The organism is Roseomonas elaeocarpi (assembly GCF_042433915.1).
GTDB lineage: Bacteria > Pseudomonadota > Alphaproteobacteria > Acetobacterales > Acetobacteraceae > Roseomonas > Roseomonas elaeocarpi.
Genome location: NZ_JBHLUN010000002.1, coordinates 238,561 through 261,176, shown reverse-complemented (window position 1 = coordinate 261,176; position 22,616 = coordinate 238,561). Strand labels below are relative to the sequence as shown.

The window sequence follows — 22,616 nt, the reverse complement described above, 5'->3', positions numbered from 1 at the left end:
CGACCCCGCAACCGGGCGTTCGGCCCGGTGGCTCCCGCTACCCCGGTGGTGCCGGCACGAGGCCGTGGCGCAGCATGATCTCCCGCGCTGCCGCCGGGTCCGGCTTGCCGGACCGCAGGAGTGCCGCGAGTTCTCGGAAATACTCGGGCCCGAGAACGCCCGGCGTCAGGATGCAGAGGCAACTGGCGACCGCGCCAGTTCGGTTGCTGAAGCCGTGGACCTTGCCGCGGGCGATGAACAGGCTTTCCCCCGGGCCCACCTCGTGCGCCTCACCCTCCACCGTGTAGCTCACCGTGCCGGTCAGGCCGTAGATCGTTTCCTCCCAGGCTTCGTGGTGGTGTGGCACGGGCATGCGGCCTTCGGGCTGAAGGATCAGCTCGAACATGTCGAGGCTTCCCGCCGTACCGTGCTTGTCGCGCAGGAAGCGGAGCTGGAACGATCCGAAGTCGATGATCTCAGGCATTGGAGCATCCCGTCAGGAGACGGGATCGTAGCGGTTGCGCAACGGTATGAACATAGGACGGCCCGACGACCGGCTGGCATGTCTTCCCGCCCTTGAGGTCAATTGGTTACGCCGGAGATCAGCCTCCTACAGCCAGAGCCGTGATGGCTTCATCTGGGGCAGCTGCGCGGCCCGGCAGGGATCTGTGCATTCCCGCCCGAGGTCGAGCAGCCTCCCGCCGCCTCGCTTTCCTGAAGGACCTCCAGGCTTCCCCCGTCCTCAGGCCGCAGCCCGCGCCGGCTCCAGCCCGGCCAGGAAGGCGCCATGGGCGAGGGGCAGCGAGAACATCGGGAAGTTCTTCTCGATCGACGCCCGCTGCTCCTCGGGGCTCAGCGTCGCCACGCAATCCGTGAGCGTCACGACGCGGTAGCCCCGCTCGTAGGCCGAGCGCATCGTGGATTCGACGCAGCAGTTGGTCAGGAAGCCCGCGATGGCGAGGTTGGCGATCCCCCGCTGCCGCAGGATGAAATCCAGGTTGGTGCTGGCGAAGCAGTCCAGGCCGCGCTTGCCCTCGACCACGATGTCGCCCTCCTGCGGCGACATTTCCACGCAGATCCCGGCGCCCCAGCTGCCTTTGCGGAACGCCCGCGACTGCACGATCCCGGCCAGGATGCCGTAGGGTTCCGCCGGGATCTCAGGGTAGTTCTCGGCGAAGGAAATCGGTGCGTGCAGGATCGTCACGCCGCGCCGGCGTGCTTCCGCGGCGACGGCCTGGCTGTGGGCCAGCATGTCGGTCTGCCGCATGACGGCCTGCACGGCGGCGTGCTGGGCGCCCCCTTCCGCCGTGAAGTCGTTCTGGAACTCGATGAGCAGCAGGGCGGTCTTGCGCGGGTCCATGAGCGTTCCTTTCCTGGCCGTGACGGCCCCTGGTGTCCAACCACTCGCACCCCCGGTGCGCCGGAGGGGTGGCCCCTCTCGCAACCCGGAAGAACGCTCACGGTATCACCCGTGGCTTAACGCGGGCGGCTAAACTTGTTTGACAGGACCTTGAGGAACGCTCAGGCGGCACCGCCGCTGTTGCGCGTTCACCCGCTCAGGAACCGGCGCCATCGCTGCAGACCTTCCGGTCTTCAGCCCCCGACGCGCTGCAGGTGGAGGTCCAACGGGGCAACTGCCCGCTCCAGCACGCCCAGCAGATGCTCGTGGTGGCTCAGCAGGATGACCTGCGTGGTTTCGCTCAGCCGCAGCAGGCTCTGGAAGGCCGCCGCGGCGCGCCGGTCGTCGAAGCTCTGCAGGATGTCGTCGCCCACGAAGGGCAGCACCGTGCCGCTGACCGCCTGATCGGCGATCGCCACCAGCCGCAGCGCCAGGAAGAGCTGGTCGCGCGTGCCTTCGGACAGTTGCTCGACCTCCACCTCCTCGTCGGGAAAGTCGCGGGTCCGCAACACCAGGCGCGCTACGCCGCGCTCATCCTCGCGCGAGGACACGCCGGTGTAGGTGCCCTCGGTCAGTTCCGCGAAGCCGGCGCCGATGCGCCCCAGCAGCACGTCGTTGCCACCCTCCTGCACCGCCCCGAGTGCGGCATCCAGCAGGCCCACGGCAACCTGCATCAGCAGCGCGTCGTCCAGCGTCTGGCCGAGCTGACCTGCCGCGGCCGCCTCGCCGGCCGCCGCCCGCACGGCGGCCTCGTCACCCGCGAGCTGCCGTAGTTCGAGCTCCAGCGCCGTGACGGTGGCCACCTGGGCCTGCGCGGCGGCGACGTGGTGCTGCTGGGCGCTCTCCGCCTCCTGCAGGGCGTCTTCCAGCGCATCCGCCGGCTGCGCGGCCGCCTCGGCCCGCAGCGCCTCCAGCCCGATCCCGCCGCCCGCGGCGAGGAGGTCGACCTCGGCGGCGCGCAGGAGCCCTTCCTGGCGGGCACGCTCGGCGGCCAGGGCAATACGTGCTTCCGCGGCCTCGGCCGTGGTGGCACCCGCCTCGGCGATCGCCGCCCGCAGCGCTGCTTCCGCCGCGGCCAGGGCCTGCTCGTGCTGGCGCAGCGCCGCCAAGGCCTTTTCGCGCTGATCCAGCAGCGCGGCGCGCCGTTCCGCCAGGGCCGCTTCGGCGCGCTGGCGGCGGTCCAGCTCGCCGAGGCCGGACAGGGCGTCGGGATCACGGGCTGTGCCGAGACGCTCACAGAGCGCCGCGTAACCGCTCCGGAACCGCTCCACGCCCTCCCGCCAGGCCCCGGCGCGTTCCGCCAGTGCGGCGGCCTCGTGCAGGCTCTCGCCGAGGCTGTCGTAGGCGTCCAACACCTCGTCCAGCGCCCCGGGCGGCAGGTCCGGCGCCTGGCCCAGCGCGGTCAGTGCGGCGCTCCACTCATTCTGCCAGCGCCGCAGCGCCTGCGCCGCCACCTCGCGCTCCCCCTCGATCTCGCGCAGGGCGTCGCGCGCGGCCGTCGCGGCCGCCTCGTGCGCCCGACGTCGCTCCCCCGTGGCCTGGCGCTGGCGCACCACCCCGTCCGCCTCGTCCATCAGGGCCGACAGCGCCGGGGCGCCCGTATCGGAACCGCCGCTCCCCAGCAGCCGGCGCAGCCTCGCGGCCGCATCCTCCTGGCGCGCCCGCAACTCGGTCAGTGCGGCGCGTGACACGAGGAGGGCCTGACCCGCGCTCAGCCCCGCGTCCCGCGCCGTCAGCACCCGCTCTGCCTCGGCGGGACCGGAGCCGGCATCGAGGCCCAGTGGCCGGATCGCCGCGCCCCAAGCCGCCTCGGCGGCCCCGCAGGTCTCTTTCGCGATGGCGCGGGCCTGCGTGGCGGCGGCGAACTCGGCCTCCTGCCGCGCCTGCTGATGCAGGAGCCGTTCGGCCCGGGTGGCCCGCTCCGCATCGGCCCAGCGAGCATCCGCGATCCGGTCAGCGGCCGCCACCGCCTCCGCGTAGGCCAGGGCGAGGGGACGCGTTCCGCCGTAACGCTGTTCGCCTTCGGGATCGGGCCCTTCGCCGGACAGCTGGCGGAACACGAGGTTCCAGCCCGCCTCGCGATGGGCGCGCGCCCCGGCCAACGCTTCCGGTGTGGGCGGCGCGCCCCCGGCCTCCAGCGCCGCTCGCTCGGCCCCCGTCGCGGCCAGCGATTCACGGTGCCGCTGCACCACCTCGTCCTGGCGCTCCAGCGCGCGTTGCGCCGCTTCCCGTGCCTCGGCGAGCCGATCGAGCATCGCCATCGCCGGCGGGTCTAGCGTGACCAGCGCCTCCGGGGCGCGCAGCGGCACCGGAAGGCGGGCGAGAAGCATTGCATGCTGCGCCTCGGCCTCCGCCACGCCGCGCCCCGCCGCGGCCAGGAGGCGTGCCGGATCGCCCTCCCGGCGGATATCGGCCAGGAGGTTTTCCAGCCGGTGCATGTCCTCCGCCGGTGGCAGCGCCGCCAGGGCGCGCTCGGCCTCCTCGAGGCGCGCCCGCTGCTCGCGGGCACGGCGTGGCAGCGCCGCCAGGGTTGCTTCCCGCGCCGCGTGCTCCGCGGCCAGGCGGCGCAGCTGTGCCACCAGCGCCGGCGCCGGGATCAGGGCGGCGGCGTCGTGATCCGGGTGGCACAGCGCCCCGGCCTGCGCCGCGACGCGGTCCCGCATCGCGGCGAGCTCCGCTTCGGTGCCGGGCAGCCCGGCCACCGCCTGCTCGACGAGCGCCGCCATTCCGGTCAGACGCCCGATCTCCCCGGCCGCCTGCAGCAGGGCGTCGTCCGCCACCAGCGCCGCGATGTCCTCCTCCAATTGCGCGAGCGAGGCGCGTGCCGCCCCCAGGTTGTGCCCTGCCTGCGCCACGGCCCCGCGCGCCGCGGGCAGCCGCCCGGCCAATTCCGGCGGGAGGTGCGGCGCGTCCGGGTTCTCCCGGAGCCAGGCCGTGGCCATGGCCTGGGCCGCCAGCAGGGGTCGGGTGCGGCGGATGCGCTCCAGGCGGCGGAGCTGCACGCCGGCTTCGGCCGCGGCGCGGTTGCTCTCGTCGCGCGCGGCTTCGGCATCGCGCAGAATCTTTTCGCGCTCGGCCCATTCCCGTGGCCGCACCAGGCTTTCGCGCAGCTGGCGGCGGCTCTCGTTCCAGCGGTCGAGCGCGACGTAGAAGGGGCGTGTGGCCGTCCGGCGCAGCGGCGCCAGCGCGTCGCGCTCCGCTTCCAGGGTGCGACGCAGGGCAGAGGCCTCGCGCAGGCCCCCGGCCGCGGCGAGCAGCGCGTCGGCCAGCACGCCGCCGGAGGACAGCAGGTCGCGGCCGCCCTGGCGCAGCCGCTCGGTGTCGAGCGCGAAGAGCTGCGCCAGCAGCTTCGCGTCGGCGCGGCCGAGCAGCCGGTCGAGCCAGGCCTGATCGAGCGGCGCGTCGCCCTCGCCGGCGAGGGTGTTCTTGTTGCCCTTGCGCCGCGTAAAGGCGAAACCCGTTCCGTCGGCCCCGATCCCGGTCGCCGAGAGCTGCATTCCCGCGTAGCCGTGGCGAAAGCCCATCGGCGTCTGTGCGCCGATGCCGAACAGCAGGTCCGCGAAGGCCTGCCGCAGCACCGACTTGCCGGTGCCATTGGGCGCCAGCACGAGGTTGATCCGCCCCGGCGCCGGATCGAAGCGCAGCGTGGCGTCCTCGAAGGGGCCGTAGCGGCGCAGGCTCAGGCTGGTCAGGCGCACCGTCGACCCTCAGCCCTGCGCGAGGCGCGCGAGCAGCAGGTCGCGTGCCCGGCGCAGCAGCTCCAGCGACAGGTTCCCCTGGGCGGCCTGGGCGGCCGCGTGCTCGGGCCCCAGCGCCTGGAGCAGCGCGCCCGCGCCCCGGTTCAGCAGCGCGTTGGCGTAATCCCGCGTCGCGGCCGCGGGGCCCCCCGGCGCGTCCAGCGCCTCGGCCAGCGCATCGATCGCCCGCGCCAGCCGCCCCACCGCGTCCTCGCGCGCACGCAGGGTGCCGAGGTCCTGCGTCGGCCGGGTGGCGACGCGCAGCTCCTGGATCCAGATCGCGTCCGCTTCCGCCACTTCCAGCGCCGCAGCGATCAGCTTCTGCCGCAGGGCGGCGGGATCATGGGTCAGCGCGAGGTGGGCCGGGCAGGCGCCCTCCAGCCGCAGCCGCGCCGCCAGCAGGCGTCCCCCGGCGGCATCCGCCGACTCGCCCAGGGCGCGGCGGCACAGGGCGAGTACGGCGTCCTCGTTGGCCGCCCCCGTGCAGTCCACGGTCACCCGGGCCCAGCGCACGGCGTCCAGGGCGCGGTGCTCGACGGCCGTGACGCGGCCATGCTGCACGGTGACGAGGCTGGCGCCCTTGGCGCCGGGCTCGTTGACGTGACGGCCCTGAAGGTTGCCGGGAAACACGATCCAAGGGTCGCGCAGCAGCTCCTCGCGCGTGTGCACGTGCCCGAGCGCCCAGTAGTCGTAGCCGTGCGAGGCCAGCTGCTCCACCGTGCAGGGAGCGTAGGAGGCGTGGTCGGGGCGGCCGGTGGCGGCGGTGTGCAGCAGGCCGAGGTTGAAGCGGTGCGCGGCCGGGGCCGGGTAGTCCCGCGCCAGGTTCTGCTGCACGTCGCGGGTGATGAAGCTTTGCCCGTGCAGCGTGACGCCGAGCTCCGGCCAGTCGATCGTTTCCGGCCGGTCAGCGCGCATCAGCACCGCCCCGTCCGGCAGGCGGAGCGAGCGGGTCAGCACGCTCTCGGCGTCGTGGTTGCCGCGGATCGCCACCACGCGGATGCCGGCGCGGGTGAGGCGCGCCAGCGCCGCCACCAGGGCCTGCCCGGTGCGGAAGTCCGGCCAGTCGCCGTCGTACAGGTCCCCGGCGATCACGACGAAGGCGACCTCCTCGCGGATCGCGAGAACGACGAGGTTGGCGAGCGCGTCGCGCGTGGCCTGTCGGATGCGGGTGGCCGGGGCATCCGTGCCCAGGCCGCGCAAGGGGCTGTCCAGGTGCAGGTCGGCGGCGTGCAGGAAGCGGAAGCTGTTCAAGGTGCGCCTATTCTGCGGGGCGCTGCGCCACGCAGCAAGCGACCGGCCCCGTGGGTCATCCGGCCGCCTCCTAGGTCGTTCGTAGATTGCCTATGGTTTGCCCGTGGGTTGTAAGACAGCCGCTTACACCCAGATGGCCCCCATGACCCCGCGGCGTACCATCACCGTCTCGATCACGCCGCTGCAGGACGACCTGCTGCGGGCCTGCATGAAGTCGGGCCGTTTCGCCAGCGTCAGCGAGGTGGTGCGCGCGGCCCTGCGCCTGTTCGAGCGGGAAGAGGCCGCAGCCCAGGGTCGCGTTTCCAGGCATCCGGATACCACGCCGACCGATGTCTGAGCCTTCGGAGAACCGTCTCGCTGCGCCGGCAGGCGCCGGTGCCCGCGCCCTGATCCATGGCATCGACTGGGCCCGGTCACCCCTGGGGGATGCGGCGGCCTGGCCTGCCGCGCTGCGCGTCGGCGTCAGCCTCATGCTCGACAGCATCGGCCCGGCCTGGCTTGCCTGGGGGCCGGAGCTGACCTTCCTTTACAACGACGCCTATCGCGGCCTCCTGGGCGGCAAGCACCCGTCCGCGCTCGGGCGGCCGCTCGCCGAGGTCTGGGCCGAGATCTGGCCGGAAGTGGCGCCGCTTGTCGGCAGCGCCTTGCGGGGTGAGCCGGTCATCGTCCACGACCTGGCACTGCGGGTGGAGCGGGGCCACGGCCCGGAGGAGGCCTATTTCACCTTCTCCTACGCCCCGCTGCGCGACGATGACGGCACCGTCCGGGGCCTCTTCTGCCACGTGCTGGAAACCACCACCGGGGTGGTGACCGCGCGGCGCCGGGACGTCGCCGAGAGCGCCTTGCAGGCCACCAACGTCACCTTGGAACAGCAGGTCGCCGAAGGGGCGGCCTCGCTGCGCCTGTACCGCGACATCATCCAGGCCCATGGCGAACCGATCTGCGCCTTCGACACACAGTTCCGCCTGACCGCCTTCAACCGAGCCCAGAGCGAAGAGTTCCACCGGATCTTCGCCCACCGGGTGCAGATCGGCGAGGTGTTTCCTGACCTGTTCCCCCCCGACCAGGCGTCCGTCATCCGTGGCTTCATGGTCCGCGCGCTGGCGGGGGAAAACTTTACCGTCACGCAGGAATTCGGTGATCCCAGCTTGGCGAAGCCCTGCTGGGAAGTGTCCTACACGCCCCTGCGCGACGAGCACGGGCGCATCGTCGGGGCTTTCCACCACGCCAAGGACATTTCGGAACGTCTGCGCCGTGAGGCGAAGCTGGCCGCCACGCAGGAAGCCCTGCGGCAGTCCCAGAAGATGGAAGCGGTGGGGCAACTGACCGGCGGGGTTGCGCACGACTTCAACAACCTGCTGACGGTGATCCTCGGCAGCCTGGAGATGCTCCGGCGGCGGATCCCGCACGACCCTGTCCTCACACGGTTCATGAGCGCTGCCCAGGAGGCGGCCAGGCGCGGCGCGCGGGTCAACGCGCAGCTGCTGTCCTTTTCCCGCCGGCAGCCGCTGGAAGCCGCCACCGTCGATGTCGGGGACGTGGTCCGGGGCATCAGCGAGCTGCTGCAGCAGACGCTCAACGGCGCGGCGGGGCTGGAGATCTCGTTGCCCGACGAGGCGCTGCTGGTTCATGTGGACCGCAACGAGCTTGAAATGGCGCTGCTCAACCTCGTGGTGAATGCCCGCGACGCTTCCGCGACCGGGGGGCGCATCCTGATCGAGGCGCGGCGCGGCGCGGTGGACGGAACGGGATGCGGCACCTGGCTCTCGGTCGTCGACCACGGCCAGGGCATGACCCCCGACGTCCTGGAGCGCGTCTTCGAGCCCTTCTACACCACCAAGCCCAGCGGGGTCGGAACCGGGCTCGGCCTCAGCATGGTGTACGGCTTCGTGCGCCAGTCCGGCGGCGAGATCGACATCGACAGCACGCCCGGGGAGGGGACGCGCGTCCGCCTGTGCCTGCCGCCGGGCAGGCCCGAGGCCCGGGCCGGAGGACACCCGGGAGAGGGCGGGCACGTCCGCGCCGCCGAGGGCGAAAGGATCCTGGTGGTGGAGGATGACGCAGCCGTGCGCGCCGTCGCGGTCGGCGCGCTGGAACAGCTCGGCTATCCTATCCACGAGGCCGCGACCGGCGACGAGGCCCTGCGGATGCTTGAGGAGGGGCTGGAGGTGGACCTGATCTTCACCGACGTGGCCATGCCGGGATGCCTCGACGGGGTCGAGCTCGCCCGGCGGGCGCGCCGGCTGAGCCCCGGCACGCGCCTGCTGGTGACCTCGGGACACCTTCCGAAGGGCGTGGACCTGGACGGGATCAGGGCCATCGGGGCCAGCTTCCTCCGAAAACCGTACCAGCCCGTCGACCTTGCCCTGGCCATCCAGTCCATCCTTGACGGGCAGGCCTAGGTGCAGGGTTCCTCCTTTCCGGCCCCCTCCCTTTCGGCTCCCTTGGCCGACCACGCGCGTGAGACTGCCCGATGACCGTCGCGAAGGACCTTCCCAAGACGCCGCCCCCGGCCCATGAGCCGCCCGGCGTGGACCTGACGAACTGCGACCGCGAGCCGATCCACATCCCAGGCAGCATCCAGCCGCACGGGCTGATCTGCGCCCTGTCGGAGCCGGAGCTGTCCATCCTGTCCGTCAGCGCCAACGTGGCCGAATGGACGGGCCGGCCGGCAGCGGCGTTCGGCGGCCAGCCGCTCGACCTGCTTCTCACGAAGGAAGGCGCCTCGGTGATCCGGGAAGCGCTGCGCCACCCCGATGCCGCCGGTGGGAACCCCTACACGCTCAGGCTCCGCGGCCGGGACGCCGAGGCCGGGTGGAACGGCATCCTGCACCGGCACGACGGCCTGGCCCTGCTGGAGATGGAGCCGCGGGGCGAGGGGGCGCTGTCCTACCGGGCCTGCTTCGACCATGTCCGCGCGCTGACCCAGCGGCTGCAGGCCAGCAGGTCGCTGACCGATGCCTGCGCCGCCACGGTGGCGGAGGTCCGGCGCATGACCGGCCACGGCTTCGTCATGGTATACCGCTTCCTGGCCGACTCCTCGGGGCAGGTGATCGCCGAGGACCGGGCCGAGAACATGCCCTCCTATATCGGGCTGCACTTCCCGGCGAGCGACATCCCGGCCCAGGCGCGGGCGCTCTACCTGCGCAACCCCATCCGCAACATCCCCGACGGGGCCTACACCCCGGCGCCGCTGGTGCCCGCGGCCGACCCCCGCACCGGCAGGCCGATCGACCTGAGCCAAGCCACGCTGCGCAGCGTGTCGCCGATCCACGTCGAGTACCTGGCCAACATGGGCATGCGGGCCTCCATGTCCGCGTCCATCATCCGCGACGGCAAGCTCTGGGGCCTGATCTCCTGCATGGACCGGGAGCCGCGCTACGCCAGCTACGAGGTGCGGCAGGCCTGCGAACTGATGGCGCATGCCCTGGCCTGGCAGATCGGGGTGCTGGCGGAGGTGGACGCGGCGAACTACCGGCTGCGCCTGAAGACGCTCCAGACCACGCTGGCCCTCGACATGGGCTCCGCCGCCGACGCGCACGAGGCGCTGCGTGAGCACAGCCCGGCGCTGCTGGAGGCCGTCGACGCCTCGGGCGCCGTGTTCTGCGCGGCGGGAGCCATGACCCCGGTGGGCCGCCTGCCTTCGCCGGAGCATCTGTCCGACCTCCTGACCTGGGTCGGGAGCACGATGCGTGGCGAGATCTTCCACACGGACCACCTGTCCGCCGCCTACGCGGGCGGCGCGGCCATGGTCGGGGAAGCGAGCGGCCTGCTGGCGGTGCCGCTTTCGCGCTCGGGCAACGACATGATGGTGTGGTTCCGGCCGGAACTGCCGCGCACCGTCCAGTGGGGCGGCGACCCGAACAAGGCCGCCACGCCGCAGGGCGCGGACGGGCGCATCCACCCACGCAAGTCGTTCGAGGCCTGGGCGGAGCAGGTGCGTGGCCGTTCCCGCCCCTGGGAAGCCTACGAGATCGCCGCGGCCATGGAGTTCCGCGACGTGGCGGTGGACGCCATCGTGCGCCGCTCCGCCGAGCTGGAGCGCAGCAACGCCGCCATCCGGCGCATGGCCGACCAGCTGGAAACCTTCGTGCACGTGGCGTCCCACGACCTGCTGGAGCCCGCCCGCCAGGTCGAAACGCTGACCGATATCCTGCAGGACATGATCCCGGCCGATCTCGCTGCGGAGGACGACATGGCCGAGGTCGTGGACGGCATCCGCGGCGTGTCCGGGCGCCTTCGCCAGCTCATCGGCGACCTGGCCGACTATTCCCAGGTGGGGCGTCAGGCCCAGCCCTTCGAGCCGGTCGACCTCGACGAGGTGCTGCGGGAAGCGCGCGAGATGCTGGCCCGGCCCATCGCCGAGGTGGGGGCTCGGATCGTGCCGGAAAGCCTGCCGATGGTGGTCTGCGACCGTCGGCAGATCCGGCACGTGTTCCTGAACCTGCTCTCAAACGCCCTGAAGTACCGCTCGCCCGCCCGCCCGCCGGTGATCCGGGTGTTCGAAGGGCGTGGCCAAGCGGGGCTGCCAGCACCGGAGGCACCCCGGGGTCCGGACCAAGCCGGCGAGCGGATGGTAACGGTCTGCATCGAGGACAACGGCATCGGCTTCGACCAGGCGCAGTCCGACACCATCTTCGAGCCGTTCCGGCGCCTGCACGGGTCCGGCCGCTACGAAGGCACGGGCGTCGGGCTGGCGATCTGCCGCAAGGTGATCGAGCGGCACGGCGGCACCATCAGCGCGAGCGGGCGGGAGGACCAGGGCTCCACCTTCTGCTTCAGCCTTCCGGTGCGCGACTCCTATCCCTCGAACTCCTGAGGCGGCGATGTCAGCGGAAGCCCTTGTCGCGACGGACCAGCCGGCGGTGCTCATCGCCGAGGATGACCGCTTCGACCAGATCATCCTTCGGCGTGCCTTCAAGGCGGCCCGGTTGGGCGTGTCCGTGCGCTTCGTCGAGCACGGGGAGGAGTTGCTGCGCTACCTGCGGGTCGATGCCGGGCCACCGGAACCCGGCAGTGGCACCTTGCCCGCCGTGATCTTTCTCGACTTGAACATGCCGGTGGTGGACGGCTGGGCCGCCCTGCGGGAACTGCGCTCGGAGCCGCGATGGACGAGTATCCCTGTGGTCGTCATGTCCACCCTGGCCAACGAGGAGGACATCGCACGCGTCTACGCCAGCGGCGCCAGCGCCTACTTCACCAAGCCGACGAGTTTCGACGACATGGTCGAAGCCATCCGCCGTTCCGCCGCGCCCTGGCTAACGGCGCCCGAAGCGGCAGGGCGGGATGAGCCGCGCTGACGGCGCACCCGGCGCCGGAAGATCATTCACAGCGAGTGCCCCTTCCGGATTCATTCCTCGACGCTGACCGGCACCGCAGCCTCGTCGCTCGGTGACGCCGCCGCCCGGGGCGACACCGGGCAACCTGCCGGCCTCAGCGCCCGTACTGCGCGTCGGTGACGTGTTCCATCCAGTCCACGGGCGAGCCGTTGAGCTTTTCTTGGATGGCGATGTGGCTCATGGCGGTGGTGGGGGCGGCGCCGTGCCAGTGCTTCTCGCCAGGCGCGAACCAGACCACGTCGCCGGGGCGGATCTCCTCGATCGGCCCACCCTCGCGCTGCACGCGGCCGCAGCCGGCGGTGACGATCAGCGTCTGGCCCAGCGGGTGCGTGTGCCAGGCGGTGCGGGCGCCGGGCTCGAAGGTCACCAGCGCGCCGGCGACGCGCGCCGGGTCGGGCGGGCTGAACAGCGGGTCGATGCGCACCGTGCCGGTGAACCAGTCCGAAGGCCCCTTGCCCGAGGGCTGCGTGCCTGCGCGCTTGATCTCCATCGCCTGACCTCCATCACGTCTCGAAGCGGAGCACCCGGCCGGGTGACCACCTTGTCCGGCCAGGAGGTAGTCGATGGATTGAACGGAGATTAGAGCGTGGTGCCAGCATAGACTTTGAAGGACTGCTTCAGGATGGCGCGGCCGAACCTGAACGATCTGAATGCCCTGCTCGCCGTCGCCCGGGAGCGGAGCTTCACCAGGGCCGCCGCGAAGCTCGGCGTGTCGCCCTCGGCGCTGAGCCAGACGGTGCGCGGACTGGAGGCCAGGCTCAAGCTGCGGCTGCTCACCCGCACCACCCGAAGCGTTTCTCCCACCGAGGCGGGTGAGCGCCTCCTGCGCAACATCGGGCCGCGGCTGGACGAGATTGACGCCGAGCTCACCGCGCTGAGCGAGCTCAGCGAGAAGCCGTCCGGCACCATCCGCATCTCGGCGACCGAGAACGCGGCCATGTCGGTCCTGATGCCGGTCCTGCGGCGCCTCCTGCCGGACTACCCGGACATCAAGGTGGAGATCGTTGTCGACTACGGCCTGACCGACATCGCCGCCGAGCAGTTCGACGCCGGCGTGCGGCCCGGCGAGACCGTTGCCAAGGGCATGATCGCGGTGCCCATCAGCCCACCCATGCGCATGGCGGTGGTGGGCTCCCCGGCCTATTTCGAAACGCGGCCGCATCCGCGCAGGCCGCAGGACCTGACCGCGCACAACTGCATCAACCTGCGCCTGCCGACCCGTGGCGGGCTCTACGCCTGGGAATTCGAGAAGGCGAAGCAGGAGGTCAGGGTCAGGGTCGAAGGGCAGTGCGTGTTCAACACCGCGACCCTGATGCTGCAGGCCGCCCTGGACGGGCTTGGGCTGGTCTACCTCGCCGAGCAGCAAGTACAGCCCTACCTCGCCGACGGCAGGCTGATCCGGGTGCTGGCGGATTGGTGCGAGCCGTTCTCCGGCTACCACCTTTATTATCCCAGCCGCCGCCAGCCGACCCCTGCTTTCGCGCTGGTGGTGGACGCGCTGCGCTACCGGGGCTGACCGGCCGCCCCTGAGTGGAGCATCCGGGAGGGCGGCCCTCAGCAGCGTGCCGCGTTCTGTGCTCCCGGCACCGCTGCCGGAACCAGCCGTGCGGGTTGCGGTGACGTGCCTGGCGGCTATCGTGCCACCCTGTCCGGAGCGAACATGGATAGCACCTACAGCCTTATTCCCGGGACTCCCACGGTCGAGGATTACTGCCGCCTGAGGATCGCGGCGGGCCTCACCCCCCGAAGCGACACCGCCGCGAGGGCGGCGCTTCCCAACACCATCGTGGGCGTGGTGGTCAGGCATGGCGGTGCCGCCGTGGGAATGGGGCGGGTCCTGGGCGACGGCTTGTTCTATCAGCTCGTCGACATCGCCGTTGAACCGGACCATCAGGGGCGAGGCCTGGGCAAAGCCATTGTCGGCGGGTTGATGGACGCCCTGAAGCGTCAGGCTCCCGCCGAGGCTCACGTAAGTCTGATGGCCGATGGGCAGGCCTATAGACTTTATGAGCAGTTCGGCTTCAGGCCGACCGCGCCGGCGTCGATTGGCATGGCGCAGTGGATCGGCCGTTAGGGACAACTCCCCGGCCGCCACGCGCCAGTTACTGGCAGCGTCGTGGTGCTGCCCGCGAGCCGTTGCGGAGGTTGAGGCAACGAGCGATGGACACCGCATGCGGGTGATCTGCGTCGAATGTGCGGGCGTGCAGTCCGCGGGCGACTTCTGGCAGCGCTACCTCGATGCGGCGAAGCCCGAGGGAGCGGAGCTGTTCGGCCGTAACTTCGGTGCTTTCTGGGATGCGCTCGAAGGGGGCAGACCAGGATACCCGGGCGAGGCAAGGATCGTATTCAACCACTCGAGCCAGCTGTCCCTGCTTCACTCGAGGAGCGGAACTTCGTTCCTGGATCATCTGCGTGAGATGGCCGGCAAGCTGTCGCACGCGCAGATCGAGCTGGCCTGACGCAGCCTCCGCTCACCACCCGGCGCCAGCTCCGCCTGGGCAGCGTGCTGCTTCCGGTCCCCGGCAAGTGCGGATCTCCCGTCCGGGCCGGCGCCGATATCAGGCGGGCGGGACGGGCGCCCGTCAAACGGTCTGCCCCGGCGTTGAAATGCCGTCGCGTGGATGATGGAGAAACAGGATGAGTTGGTCCGCAGCCCAGTACACCCGCTTCGAGGATGAGCGCACGCGCCCGGTGCGGGATCTGCTGGCCCAGCTTCCCGAACGGCCGGTGGCCGCCGCGATGGACCTCGGTTGCGGACCCGGCAACAGCACCGAGTTGCTGCGGGCGCGCTTTCCCGGTGCGGCGGTGTCCGGCCTCGACAGTTCGGAGGACATGCTGACGGCGGCGCGAAAGCGCCTGCCCGACGCGGCGTTCGTGCTCGGCGACATCGCGGCGTGGCACGGCCCCGAGCGATACGACGTGATCCTGGCCAACGCCTCGCTGCAATGGGTGCCCGACCATGCCACGCTCCTGCCGACCCTGATGCAGCGGCTGGCGCCGGGCGGGCAACTCGCCGTGCAGATGCCGGACAACCTCGAGGAACCGGCGCACCGGCTGATGCGGCAGGTCGCGGCCGAAGGGCCATGGACCGCGAAACTGGCCGCCGCCGGGGCGGCGCGGGCGCCACGCCGTGGGGCGGGCTGGTACTTCGAGGCACTGCGTCAGCTCGGTACGCGGGCGGATGTCTGGATCACCACCTATCACCACCCTCTGGCCGGAGGCGCGGCCGCCGTGGTCGAGTGGTTCAAGGGCAGCGGGTTGCGTCCCTTCCTGCAGCCGTTGGACGAAGCGGAACGCGCGGAGTTCCTGCGCCGCTACGAGGCGGAACTGGCCCAGGCCTACCCGGCGCTGACCGACGGCACCGTGCTGCTGCCCTTTCCGAGGCTGTTCTTCGTGGCGACGCGCGTATGAACCGGCCGCCTCGGAAACGTTAGCTCCTGGAGCTACAGGACTGCCAGGGGCGCGAGGGGGTAGTCAGACCGCCGTCCATGTTTGGCCCTCATCCCGACGTCGGACCGGGTTGGGTTCGTCTCTGCACCCCCCCTCCGGCGTTTGGACCGGGGTTGGCTCGGCCAGGCTCAACGAACCCGCGCGTAGCTGACGCAGTCCCGTGGCTCATCCCCGAGGTTCGGACAGACCAGCCATCGACGCAGGACACCTTCACGCACGAGCCCGGCCTTCTCCATCACGCGGGCGGAGGCGCCGTTCTCGACGTCGCATACGCTGCCGATGCGCCAGATGGAGGGCTGCGCCAGCGCCCAGTCCACGGCATGGCGGAGAACTTCCGTCATTAGCCCGCTGCCCCAGGCCTGCCGTGCCAGCACGTAGCCGTAGCTCAGGCCGGTCGGGGATTGCTGTCGCAGGTCGAAGGCGCCGACGAGTTGGCCGTTGTCCCGACGCAGCAGGGCATAGGTCCGGATCGCACTCGAGGCCATGCAGGCTTCGATGTAGGCGCGCGTCTGCTCGATGGCGGTATGAGGACGCCAGGTCAGGTAGCGGCTGACCTCCGGATCCTGAGCGTAGCCGTCGAAGATCGGCTGCGCGTCGTCGGGCGCCAGCGGCCGCAGCAGCAGGCGCGGTGTCTGGAAGGCATCTGGGAACATGGGCCACATGCTGGCAGGTGGTGTCGGCAAAGCCCAGAGCTTGGTGCTGTCACTGGGGCTTCCGGCCACCGGCCTGCTGATGGTCCTCTGCCAGTTCGCTGCGACGATCCCGGCGAAGGACGGCCGGGTGGGGAATCAGGACGCTGAGTCAACCTGATGTCACGTTGCCGAGCCTGAGCGCCAGGTAACGGACCGTCTTCACTCCGCCATGAATGGCTGCCGCGCCAACCTCCTTGAAGCCGAGTGCTGCGTGAAAGGTATCCGAGGCCGGATTCGGCGGATCGGAATTCACCTCGCACACCAGGAGGTCGTGGCCAGCAGCCAGGGCACGCTCGATCAGGTCGGCGTAGAGCCGCCGCGCCAGCCCCTTTCCACGCATCGCCTCAGCGACGACAACCCGATCCACGTAAACGAAGCGGCCGTAGCGCGCGCGAAACCAGAGGTAGTTCGGACTGGCATAGGTGGCGTGGCGCTCATCGAGAGCGATGAGCACCGCGTCGAGCGCCCCGATGCAACGCGCGGAAAAGGCGCCGTCAAGCAGCGTGCGTAGCCCGGCGCCGTCGAGAAGCGAGAGTTCCACCGCGTGCGCGTTGTTGAGCGCGAGCAGGCCGTCCTCCCAGGATCGTGGGATGTCCCGCACCGCTGTCGTGCTGTTCCCCGCCCTGATGCTCATGCCGCTCAGATCGCCCATGTCAGCCCACCATCAACCCGGAGGTCTCGGCCGGTGATGTAGCCGGCATTGTCGTATGCAGGGAAGCTGACAGCGGGACCGTCCAGAGTATCGAGCACGAGGTCGCGAGCGACGTCTTCCGAACTGGTCTTGGTGTAGTCGATGAACTCATCGGCACTGCGCTCCGCGCAGGAGCGCAGTGCCGATGCCACTTCCGAGCTCCGTCAGCAACAATGGCGATTGTCAGATCGGATTCTTCACCGCGACCGCCATGCCATCCCGCTGCGGATCGGCCCCGCCGAAGAAGCGGCCATTCTCGATCAGAATGCCGTGCAGCGCCGCGAAGGGGTAGCTCTGTGCGGAGCGTTTAACGTCGTAGCCCTGGGCGGCGAGTTCGTCGGTCACCGACATCAGCACGCGGTTCGAGACATCGATGCTGTCCGACACGGCCACGACGCGTGGCGCTGTCACCGCTTCGAGCATGGACATTTGGAAGTCGATCACGTTCATGATGCCCTGTGCCACGGCCGGCGCGATGTAGCTGCCGCCGGGCGCTCCGATGACGATGTACGGCCTGTCCTCACGAAACACGATCGTCGGTGCCGCCGAGCTCGATCGGCGCTTACCCGGTGCGATCGAACCGGCACGGCCGGGACGCGGGTCGAAGCGGCTCATGGTCCCGTTGTAGATGAAGCCCAGCCCGTCGGTGATGGCACCCGACGGGCTGCCCAACGTATGCGTCAGCGCCACGGCGTTGCCGGCATCGTCCACCACCGAGATATGCGTGGTGTCGCGCTGCGAAGCGTCGAGGCGCTTCACCACGGCGCGTTCGCCGCGCCGGATCGCCTCGGCCTGCGTCGCGGCGTAATCCCGGGAAAGCAGCCGTTCCACCGGCACTTCGACGTAGGCCGGGTCGCCCATGAAACGATCCTTGTCGATCGTCATCCGCTTCATGGCCTCGGCCAGCAGACGGACGTGCTCCGCGCCGTTGTGTTCCAGTGCGCCGAGATCGAAGTTTTCCAGGATGTGCAGCAACTCCAGCATCAGCATGCCGCTGGCCGGCGGCGGCGTGGTGGAAATGCGGTGCCCGCGGTAGCTGCCCCAGATCGGTGCCACGACCGAGAGCTCGTAGCGCGCCAGATCCTCCCGCGAGATCAGGCCGCCGTTACGGGCGAAGTCCGCCGCGATCTCCTCGGCCAGCTCGCCATGGTAGAACAGCTCCGGCCCCCCGGCGGCCAGGCGTTCCAGCGTGCGCGCGAGGTCAGGATTGTGCAGCACGTCGCCCGGCCGCTTCGGGCTGCCGTCGGGGCGGAAGAACACCTCGCGGCCGGTGCGACTCAGCCGCAGCTTGTCGACGGTGTTGACCTGACCGCTGCCGCTCTGATCCTGCGACCAGAACCAGTGCATGTGCGGCCGGACGGTGACGCCGCGCCGCGCCAGCGCGATCGCCGGCGCCATGGCATCCGCCCAGTCCAGCGTGCCGTAGCGCCGCAGCGCTTCCGCGTAGCCCTTGACGTTGCCCGGCGTGCAGACGGCGCCGTAGCCCGCCTCGCTGACGCCGCCCTCCAGCAGAAAGGCGAAGCCGTCACGCGACTGCCCGCGCAGCTTGCTCACCCACATGTCCGGCGTGGCGTGGAGCGAGGCGCGGGCGTAGAACTCCAGCACCTCGTGCAGGCCGCGCCCGGGCATGAAGACCTGCATGGAGCCGAAGCCGCCGATGCCGCACATCAGCGGGTCGGCCACGCCCTGCACGAAGGCGGCGGCCACCGCGGCGTCCACCGCGTTGCCACCACGCCGCAGTACCGCGGCCCCGGCCTCGGCGGCCTCGGGCTGCGGCGCGACGATCATGCCTCCCACGGGTCTCAGCCCTTCCGCCGGGCGGCGAGCACGTCGGCCAGGAAGTCCTTCACCGCCGGCAGGGCCTTGATGCGGTCGTGCGACACGCCCGGCAGCAGGTCGAAGCGCACCGAGACGCCGGCATCCTCGAAGGATTTCGCCAGGGTGCGCAGGCGCTCGGGCCGCGTGCGGCCGGCGTCATTGGCACCCTCCATCCAGGTGGCGCTGCCAGGCTTGTGGGTGATCTCCCAGGTTTCGAGATCGGCGTCGCCCACCACCATCTGCACCGGCACGCGGGCCAGCGCTTCTCGGTCAAAGGTGATGCCGAAGCGCTGGGGCAGGTCGCGGATGCCCACCCACCAGTCGCGATCAGGATCGAGCAGCGTCACCGAGCCGGATGCGCCGATGCTGGCGGCCCAGAGCTTCCCGGGGTGCAGGATCGCGAAGCGGTGCGTGAAGTGTCCGCCGCCCGAGAAACCGAACATCGCGAAGCGATCCCAGTTCTGGCCGTACTTCGCCGCCACCTCATCCACCATGCCGAGCACGACGCGGTCGTAGCGGATGTCGCCCTCGGCCAGGTACTTGTAGCCTGACCGCGCCCCGTCCCCCAGCACCCCAATCGGAAAGATCGGGCAGAGCACGGCGACGTCGTTCCACCGGCCGAACTCCGCGAAGCCGTCGCGGAAGTCGAGGAAGGAGGTGCGGCTGGTGCCATGGACGGCCACCAGCAGGTCCACCTTCGCGCCGCGCCCGACCGCGGGCGGCACGTAGAGACAGTAGTGGAAGCGCGGGTCGACCTTGCTCGCGAAGATCGCGGTGGGACCCAGGTCGTAGATCGCCCGGGCGCGGCTGCCGGGATCGCTGGCGGGTTGAGCCGGGGAGGCGTCGGCGGCGGCGGGCCTGCCGCCGGCAGCGGCCAGGGCATCGTCGGCAGAGGTACGATCCATTGTGGGATGCTCCTGTATTCGGCAGGGCACTGAAGTGCGCAAACGTGCCCCCGGTCGAAGTGGCCAGGCTTCCGCGGCCCGGCCCGAAAGGATCAGGCGCGGCCGATGCCCATGGCCAGCGTGTACTGGTCGGCCCGCGTGACGTAGGTCACGTCGCGCCGGGCCGCCCAGACCGAGACTTCCTGATGCAGCGGCAGGATCGCCTTGTCCTCGAACACGGCCGTGCAGATCTCGCCCAGCAGCCGGTTGCGCGCCGCGTCGTCCATGGTGCCCAGCGCCTGGGCGAGCTTGGCGTCAACCTCCGGGTTGCTGTAGCGCCCGGAGTTGCTGGCGCCCATCCCAGCCTTGGGATCGTAGGTCGCGACGATGGCCTTGAGCGGGTTCGAGGTTTCGCCCGTGTTCACGCCCCAGGCCGACAGGTAGAAGCTGAAATCCCCCTTGGGATTGCGCGTGGAGAACACCGACCAGGGCATCACCTCGGCCTGGGTGTCGATGCCGACCCGCGTGAACATCTGCGCGACGGCCTGCACCAGCTTGGCGTCGTTGATGTAGCGGTCGTTGGGGCCGTGCACGGTCATTCGGAAGCCGTCGGGGTAGCCTGCCTCCGCCAGCAGCGCCTTGGCGCGCGCGGGATCGTAGCGCGTCGGCTTCACCGTGGGCGAGGTTCCGGGCGCGCCTTCGGGCAGGAACTGCCCGGCGATCACCCCGTCGCCCTCCATCACGCGCTCCACCAGCGCCTGGCGATTGATCGCCATGTCCAGCGCCTGCCGGACGCGGAGGTCCTTCAGCGGGTTCCTGGGCAGCGGCTTGCCGTCCTTGCCGGTGATGAAAGGGGTGGTGTCGCGCTGATGGTCCATGCCGAGATAGACCACGCGCGACGAGGTGCCGCGGATCAGGTGAAAGCGGTTGTTTTCCCGCACCCGCGCGGCACTCTGAGACGGCATGGCTTCGATGATGTCCAGGTCGCCCGAGAGCAGCGACGCCAGCCGCCCGCCGTCATCGGTGGCGAAGCTCAGCACCACCTCCTCCCAAGGCAGCTTGCCGCCCCACCAGCTGTCGTTGCGGGCCAGCACCACGCGTGTGCCGGGGGTGTATTCCTTCAGGATAAAGGCCCCGGTGCCGATCGCCGCGCGCCCGGCGTTGAAGTCCGCCGTGTCGGCATCCTTGAACTTCGCGCTGATCACCCGCACGCGGCTGAGCGAGTTCGGCAGAAGCGGATCGGGCACGCTGGTCTCGATCAGCAGGCGCTGCGGATCGGGTGCCGACAGGGCCTTGATCGTGCGGGTATAGGTGCGGAACGAGGCGGGTGAGGTGGTCAGCGCCGTCGGTCGCTCCAGCGAGGCGATGGCGTCGGCAGCGGTGAAGAGCGTGCCATCGGTGAAATGCACGCCCGGCCGAAGCGTCAGCTCCCAGTGCGTGTCGTCCAGGGCATGCCATGACTGTGCGAGCCCCGGCTTGGAGTCCGAGGTCTCGTCATTGGTCACCAGCGCGTCGAAGATGTGGCTGGCCACCGCGTTGTTGGGCGCGTTGCTTTGAAAATGAGGATCGAGCGTGGTGTTGGGCGCGGCCATACCAACCCGCAACCGCCCGTTGCTGCCCGCGCCCTGCGCCAGGGCGGCGCCGAGCCAGCCTGGGGACATGGCAAGCGCGGGGGCGAGCCCCAGCGCGCCACGGGTGAGCCAGCGTCGGGTTGGGCGGAACTGCGACATGTTACAAACGCTCCAGGCTTGCTTGTTGCCGCCGGCTCAGCGGAAAGGCAGGGATGCCGTGACATCGCCATCAGCAGGCTCTGAAAACGCCGCTGCGACACGCCCTCGGCACGTTGGAGTCAAAATTGGTACCAATCAACCTCGATCTTCTGGAAAAGCATGAGCGGGATCGCTGAGAAGCCGTCTGCCAGGCCACCTTCCCGTCGCCGGGTGACGGGCTGGCACGAGCTGGTGGACCGAATAGCGGCCGACGTGCAGGGCGGCCGCCTGGCGCCCGGAACCTGGCTCAAGCAGATCGACTTGGAGCAGCGCTACGGCTTCAGCCGCGGCGACGTGCGACGGGCACTGGATGAACTGGTCGCACGGCGCCTCGTGCGGCACGTTCCCAACCGCGGCCACCACGTCTTCGAGCTGGCCGGGAGCGATATTGCCAACCTCGTGCAGGTGCGCGCCATCCTGGAAGGTGCGCTGGGCGAGGTGATCCACGATCGTGCGACGCCCGCCGCGCTGGCGGCACTGGAGGCAGCGCAACAGCGTTTCGAGACGGATGTGGAGAAAGGAACGCCCCTGGAGCAGCACAACAGCAACCTGCTCTTCCACCAGCTCCTCGTGGAGCTTTGCCCGAATCCGGAACTACGCCGCCTGATCACCGAGACGCGCAACAGGATGCCGTCCGCACTTATTTATCAATGGTCCACGCGCGGCTGGGTGCAGCAATCGATCCGCGACCACATCACGATCATCGAGGCCTTACGGGCCCGCGACAAGGACGCCTTGCGAGACGCGATGGTGGCCCATTTGCGCGTCGGGCAGCGTTTCCAGGGTCTTGGCTCGTGAGAGCATGCAGCGCAGCTATTTTCCGCCACGAGGAGAACCGGAAATTACCAGGCGTTCAATATCCGGCCGATGGAGGATGAACCACGATGGAGTCGCAACTGTGAGCCACCGGCTCATGCTTTAAAGAGGAGGATTGTACTTAAGGGCGGTGCTCCCCTCTCCGGATAGCTCATCGCGCGCCCCCTTTACTCAGGCTTGGACGATGCATTGGCAGCCCTCACGTCGCTTTCAGTCACCGGGTGCGACTTTCCGGGAAACCAGCACGTCGGCAGGAGCACCGGTGTTGATCCTTTGCTGCGGCGGGACTTACGAGGATATCATAGTTATTCGCCCTGACTTTCCTTGACGAAACATTCTGACCAGAACAACCTGCGGTTTCCCTAGCCGGTAGAAGCGCATGAGTGAGCCTCAGCTAGAACTCCGGACCACATGCGACATCATGAAGGATGGTGTGACCCTCATCCTGTTCAGCGAGCAGGGCCGCGTCCTGGCCGAGATCATCGGACCGGAAGGCTGTGAGGACGCGATCAGGATAATGCCGGAAGCGATCCTGCAGGCACTCAAGCGCACCATCGATCGAGATGCCATCGCGGTCCTCGACGATGAAGGCTTGTGGCGACAGGAATGGGGCATGTTGCGGAGCGATAAGTCTCGCGCCGCTCTCGCACGGCATCTGTCCGTCTGAGGTCACGCGAGACCCGGTTTCGGCCAGCTCCGGCGGCGCCACTCGAAGTCAGCCGGACGTACCTTTCGCCGCTTTGCCCGGCGGCAGGAAACGCGCGCAGCAACTCGCCCTCGCGTAGCCCTGT

The 22,616-nt window shown here is 70.1% G+C and carries 22 protein-coding genes; 11 read left to right on the top strand and 11 right to left on the bottom strand.

The genetic code is table 11. The annotated features are described in order from the left end of the window. Positions 1-37 precede the first annotated feature (37 nt). The 4 genes from ACFFGY_RS02965 to ACFFGY_RS02950 all read right to left on the bottom strand — a co-directional run bounded on the left by ACFFGY_RS02965 (position 38) and on the right by ACFFGY_RS02950 (position 6,366). Positions 38-463, bottom strand: coding sequence for a cupin domain-containing protein (locus ACFFGY_RS02965; RefSeq protein WP_377042886.1), 426 nt, complete (start codon positions 461-463; stop codon positions 38-40). Positions 464-721: 258 nt separating this feature from the next. Further along, positions 722-1,339 carry a cysteine hydrolase gene (locus tag ACFFGY_RS02960; protein WP_377042885.1) on the bottom strand — a complete coding sequence of 206 codons (618 nt, stop codon included), beginning with the start codon at positions 1,337-1,339 and terminating at the stop codon, positions 722-724. 233 nt (positions 1,340-1,572) lie between these two features. After that, complete coding sequence (locus tag ACFFGY_RS02955) at positions 1,573-5,076, bottom strand: AAA family ATPase (protein WP_377042884.1); 3,504 nt, start codon at positions 5,074-5,076, stop codon at positions 1,573-1,575. A gap of 9 nt (positions 5,077-5,085) precedes the next feature. Beyond that, the gene (locus ACFFGY_RS02950; RefSeq protein WP_377042883.1) at positions 5,086-6,366 is read right to left on the bottom strand and encodes a metallophosphoesterase family protein; all 1,281 of its coding nucleotides are present in this window, start codon (positions 6,364-6,366) and stop codon (positions 5,086-5,088) included. A gap of 142 nt (positions 6,367-6,508) precedes the next feature. Between ACFFGY_RS02950 and ACFFGY_RS02945 the strand changes: the two genes are divergently transcribed. From ACFFGY_RS02945 to ACFFGY_RS02930, 4 genes are all read left to right on the top strand, one after another. Beyond that, positions 6,509-6,703, top strand: coding sequence for a ribbon-helix-helix domain-containing protein (locus ACFFGY_RS02945; RefSeq protein ID WP_377042882.1), 195 nt, complete (start codon positions 6,509-6,511; stop codon positions 6,701-6,703). Next, a complete protein-coding gene (locus ACFFGY_RS02940) occupies positions 6,696-8,768 on the top strand; it encodes a hybrid sensor histidine kinase/response regulator (RefSeq protein WP_377042881.1) in 2,073 nt (690 codons plus the stop codon). Before ACFFGY_RS02945 ends, ACFFGY_RS02940 begins: the two co-directional genes overlap by 8 nt. Before the next feature lie 71 nt (positions 8,769-8,839). After that, a complete protein-coding gene (locus tag ACFFGY_RS02935) occupies positions 8,840-11,185 on the top strand; it encodes an ATP-binding protein (RefSeq protein ID WP_377042880.1) in 2,346 nt (781 codons plus the stop codon). A gap of 7 nt (positions 11,186-11,192) precedes the next feature. After that, positions 11,193-11,666, top strand: a complete 474-nt coding sequence (locus tag ACFFGY_RS02930) for a response regulator (RefSeq protein WP_377042879.1) — start codon at positions 11,193-11,195, stop codon at positions 11,664-11,666. A 133-nt stretch (positions 11,667-11,799) separates the two neighbouring features. Here the strand turns inward: ACFFGY_RS02930 and ACFFGY_RS02925 are convergent, their stop codons facing one another. Beyond that, positions 11,800-12,195, bottom strand: a complete 396-nt coding sequence (locus ACFFGY_RS02925; protein WP_377042878.1) for a (R)-mandelonitrile lyase — start codon at positions 12,193-12,195, stop codon at positions 11,800-11,802. Between the two features lie 132 nt (positions 12,196-12,327). Between ACFFGY_RS02925 and ACFFGY_RS02920 the strand changes: the two genes are divergently transcribed. The 4 genes from ACFFGY_RS02920 to tam all read left to right on the top strand — a co-directional run bounded on the left by ACFFGY_RS02920 (position 12,328) and on the right by tam (position 15,116). Then, a complete protein-coding gene (locus tag ACFFGY_RS02920) occupies positions 12,328-13,221 on the top strand; it encodes a LysR family transcriptional regulator (RefSeq protein ID WP_377042877.1) in 894 nt (297 codons plus the stop codon). A 144-nt stretch (positions 13,222-13,365) separates the two neighbouring features. Further along, positions 13,366-13,779 carry a GNAT family N-acetyltransferase gene (locus ACFFGY_RS02915; protein WP_377042876.1) on the top strand — a complete coding sequence of 138 codons (414 nt, stop codon included), beginning with the start codon at positions 13,366-13,368 and terminating at the stop codon, positions 13,777-13,779. A 97-nt stretch (positions 13,780-13,876) separates the two neighbouring features. Further along, the gene (locus ACFFGY_RS02910) at positions 13,877-14,164 is read left to right on the top strand and encodes a barstar family protein (RefSeq protein ID WP_377042875.1); all 288 of its coding nucleotides are present in this window, start codon (positions 13,877-13,879) and stop codon (positions 14,162-14,164) included. 178 nt (positions 14,165-14,342) lie between these two features. Beyond that, positions 14,343-15,116 (top strand): trans-aconitate 2-methyltransferase, encoded by a 774-nt coding sequence (gene tam, locus ACFFGY_RS02905; RefSeq protein WP_377042874.1) that lies wholly within the window; start codon positions 14,343-14,345, stop codon positions 15,114-15,116. Between the two features lie 167 nt (positions 15,117-15,283). Here tam and ACFFGY_RS02900 read toward each other — a convergent pair whose 3' ends face one another. Beyond that, entirely contained in the window at positions 15,284-15,808 is a 525-nt protein-coding gene (locus ACFFGY_RS02900) for a GNAT family N-acetyltransferase (RefSeq protein ID WP_377042873.1), read from the bottom strand. Here ACFFGY_RS02900 and ACFFGY_RS02895 point away from each other — a divergent pair. Further along, a complete protein-coding gene (locus tag ACFFGY_RS02895; RefSeq protein WP_377042872.1) occupies positions 15,807-15,965 on the top strand; it encodes a hypothetical protein in 159 nt (52 codons plus the stop codon). The two genes, ACFFGY_RS02900 and ACFFGY_RS02895, sit on opposite strands and share 2 nt — an antisense overlap. On the opposite strand, the gene ACFFGY_RS02890 is transcribed toward ACFFGY_RS02895, so the two are convergent. From ACFFGY_RS02890 to ACFFGY_RS02870, 5 genes are all read right to left on the bottom strand, one after another. Continuing rightward, positions 15,957-16,499, bottom strand: coding sequence for a GNAT family N-acetyltransferase (locus ACFFGY_RS02890; RefSeq protein ID WP_377042871.1), 543 nt, complete (start codon positions 16,497-16,499; stop codon positions 15,957-15,959). The two genes, ACFFGY_RS02895 and ACFFGY_RS02890, sit on opposite strands and share 9 nt — an antisense overlap. Further along, on the bottom strand, positions 16,487-16,690 hold the full coding sequence (locus ACFFGY_RS02885; RefSeq protein ID WP_377042870.1) for a hypothetical protein: 204 nt from the start codon (positions 16,688-16,690) through the stop codon (positions 16,487-16,489). Before ACFFGY_RS02885 ends, ACFFGY_RS02890 begins: the two co-directional genes overlap by 13 nt. A 31-nt stretch (positions 16,691-16,721) precedes the next feature. Beyond that, on the bottom strand, positions 16,722-18,326 hold the full coding sequence (gene ggt, locus ACFFGY_RS02880) for a gamma-glutamyltransferase (RefSeq protein WP_377043200.1): 1,605 nt from the start codon (positions 18,324-18,326) through the stop codon (positions 16,722-16,724). A 14-nt stretch (positions 18,327-18,340) separates the two neighbouring features. Continuing rightward, on the bottom strand, positions 18,341-19,261 hold the full coding sequence (locus tag ACFFGY_RS02875) for an alpha/beta hydrolase (protein WP_377042869.1): 921 nt from the start codon (positions 19,259-19,261) through the stop codon (positions 18,341-18,343). A 92-nt stretch (positions 19,262-19,353) separates the two neighbouring features. Beyond that, a complete protein-coding gene (locus ACFFGY_RS02870; RefSeq protein ID WP_377042868.1) occupies positions 19,354-20,970 on the bottom strand; it encodes an ABC transporter substrate-binding protein in 1,617 nt (538 codons plus the stop codon). 159 nt (positions 20,971-21,129) lie between these two features. Here ACFFGY_RS02870 and ACFFGY_RS02865 point away from each other — a divergent pair, with 159 nt between their 5' ends. Together ACFFGY_RS02865 and ACFFGY_RS02860 are read left to right on the top strand one after the other, a co-directional pair. After that, positions 21,130-21,807 (top strand): GntR family transcriptional regulator, encoded by a 678-nt coding sequence (locus ACFFGY_RS02865; RefSeq protein ID WP_377042867.1) that lies wholly within the window; start codon positions 21,130-21,132, stop codon positions 21,805-21,807. Between the two features lie 451 nt (positions 21,808-22,258). Next, complete coding sequence (locus ACFFGY_RS02860; protein ID WP_377042866.1) at positions 22,259-22,492, top strand: hypothetical protein; 234 nt, start codon at positions 22,259-22,261, stop codon at positions 22,490-22,492. Positions 22,493-22,616 lie beyond the last annotated feature (124 nt).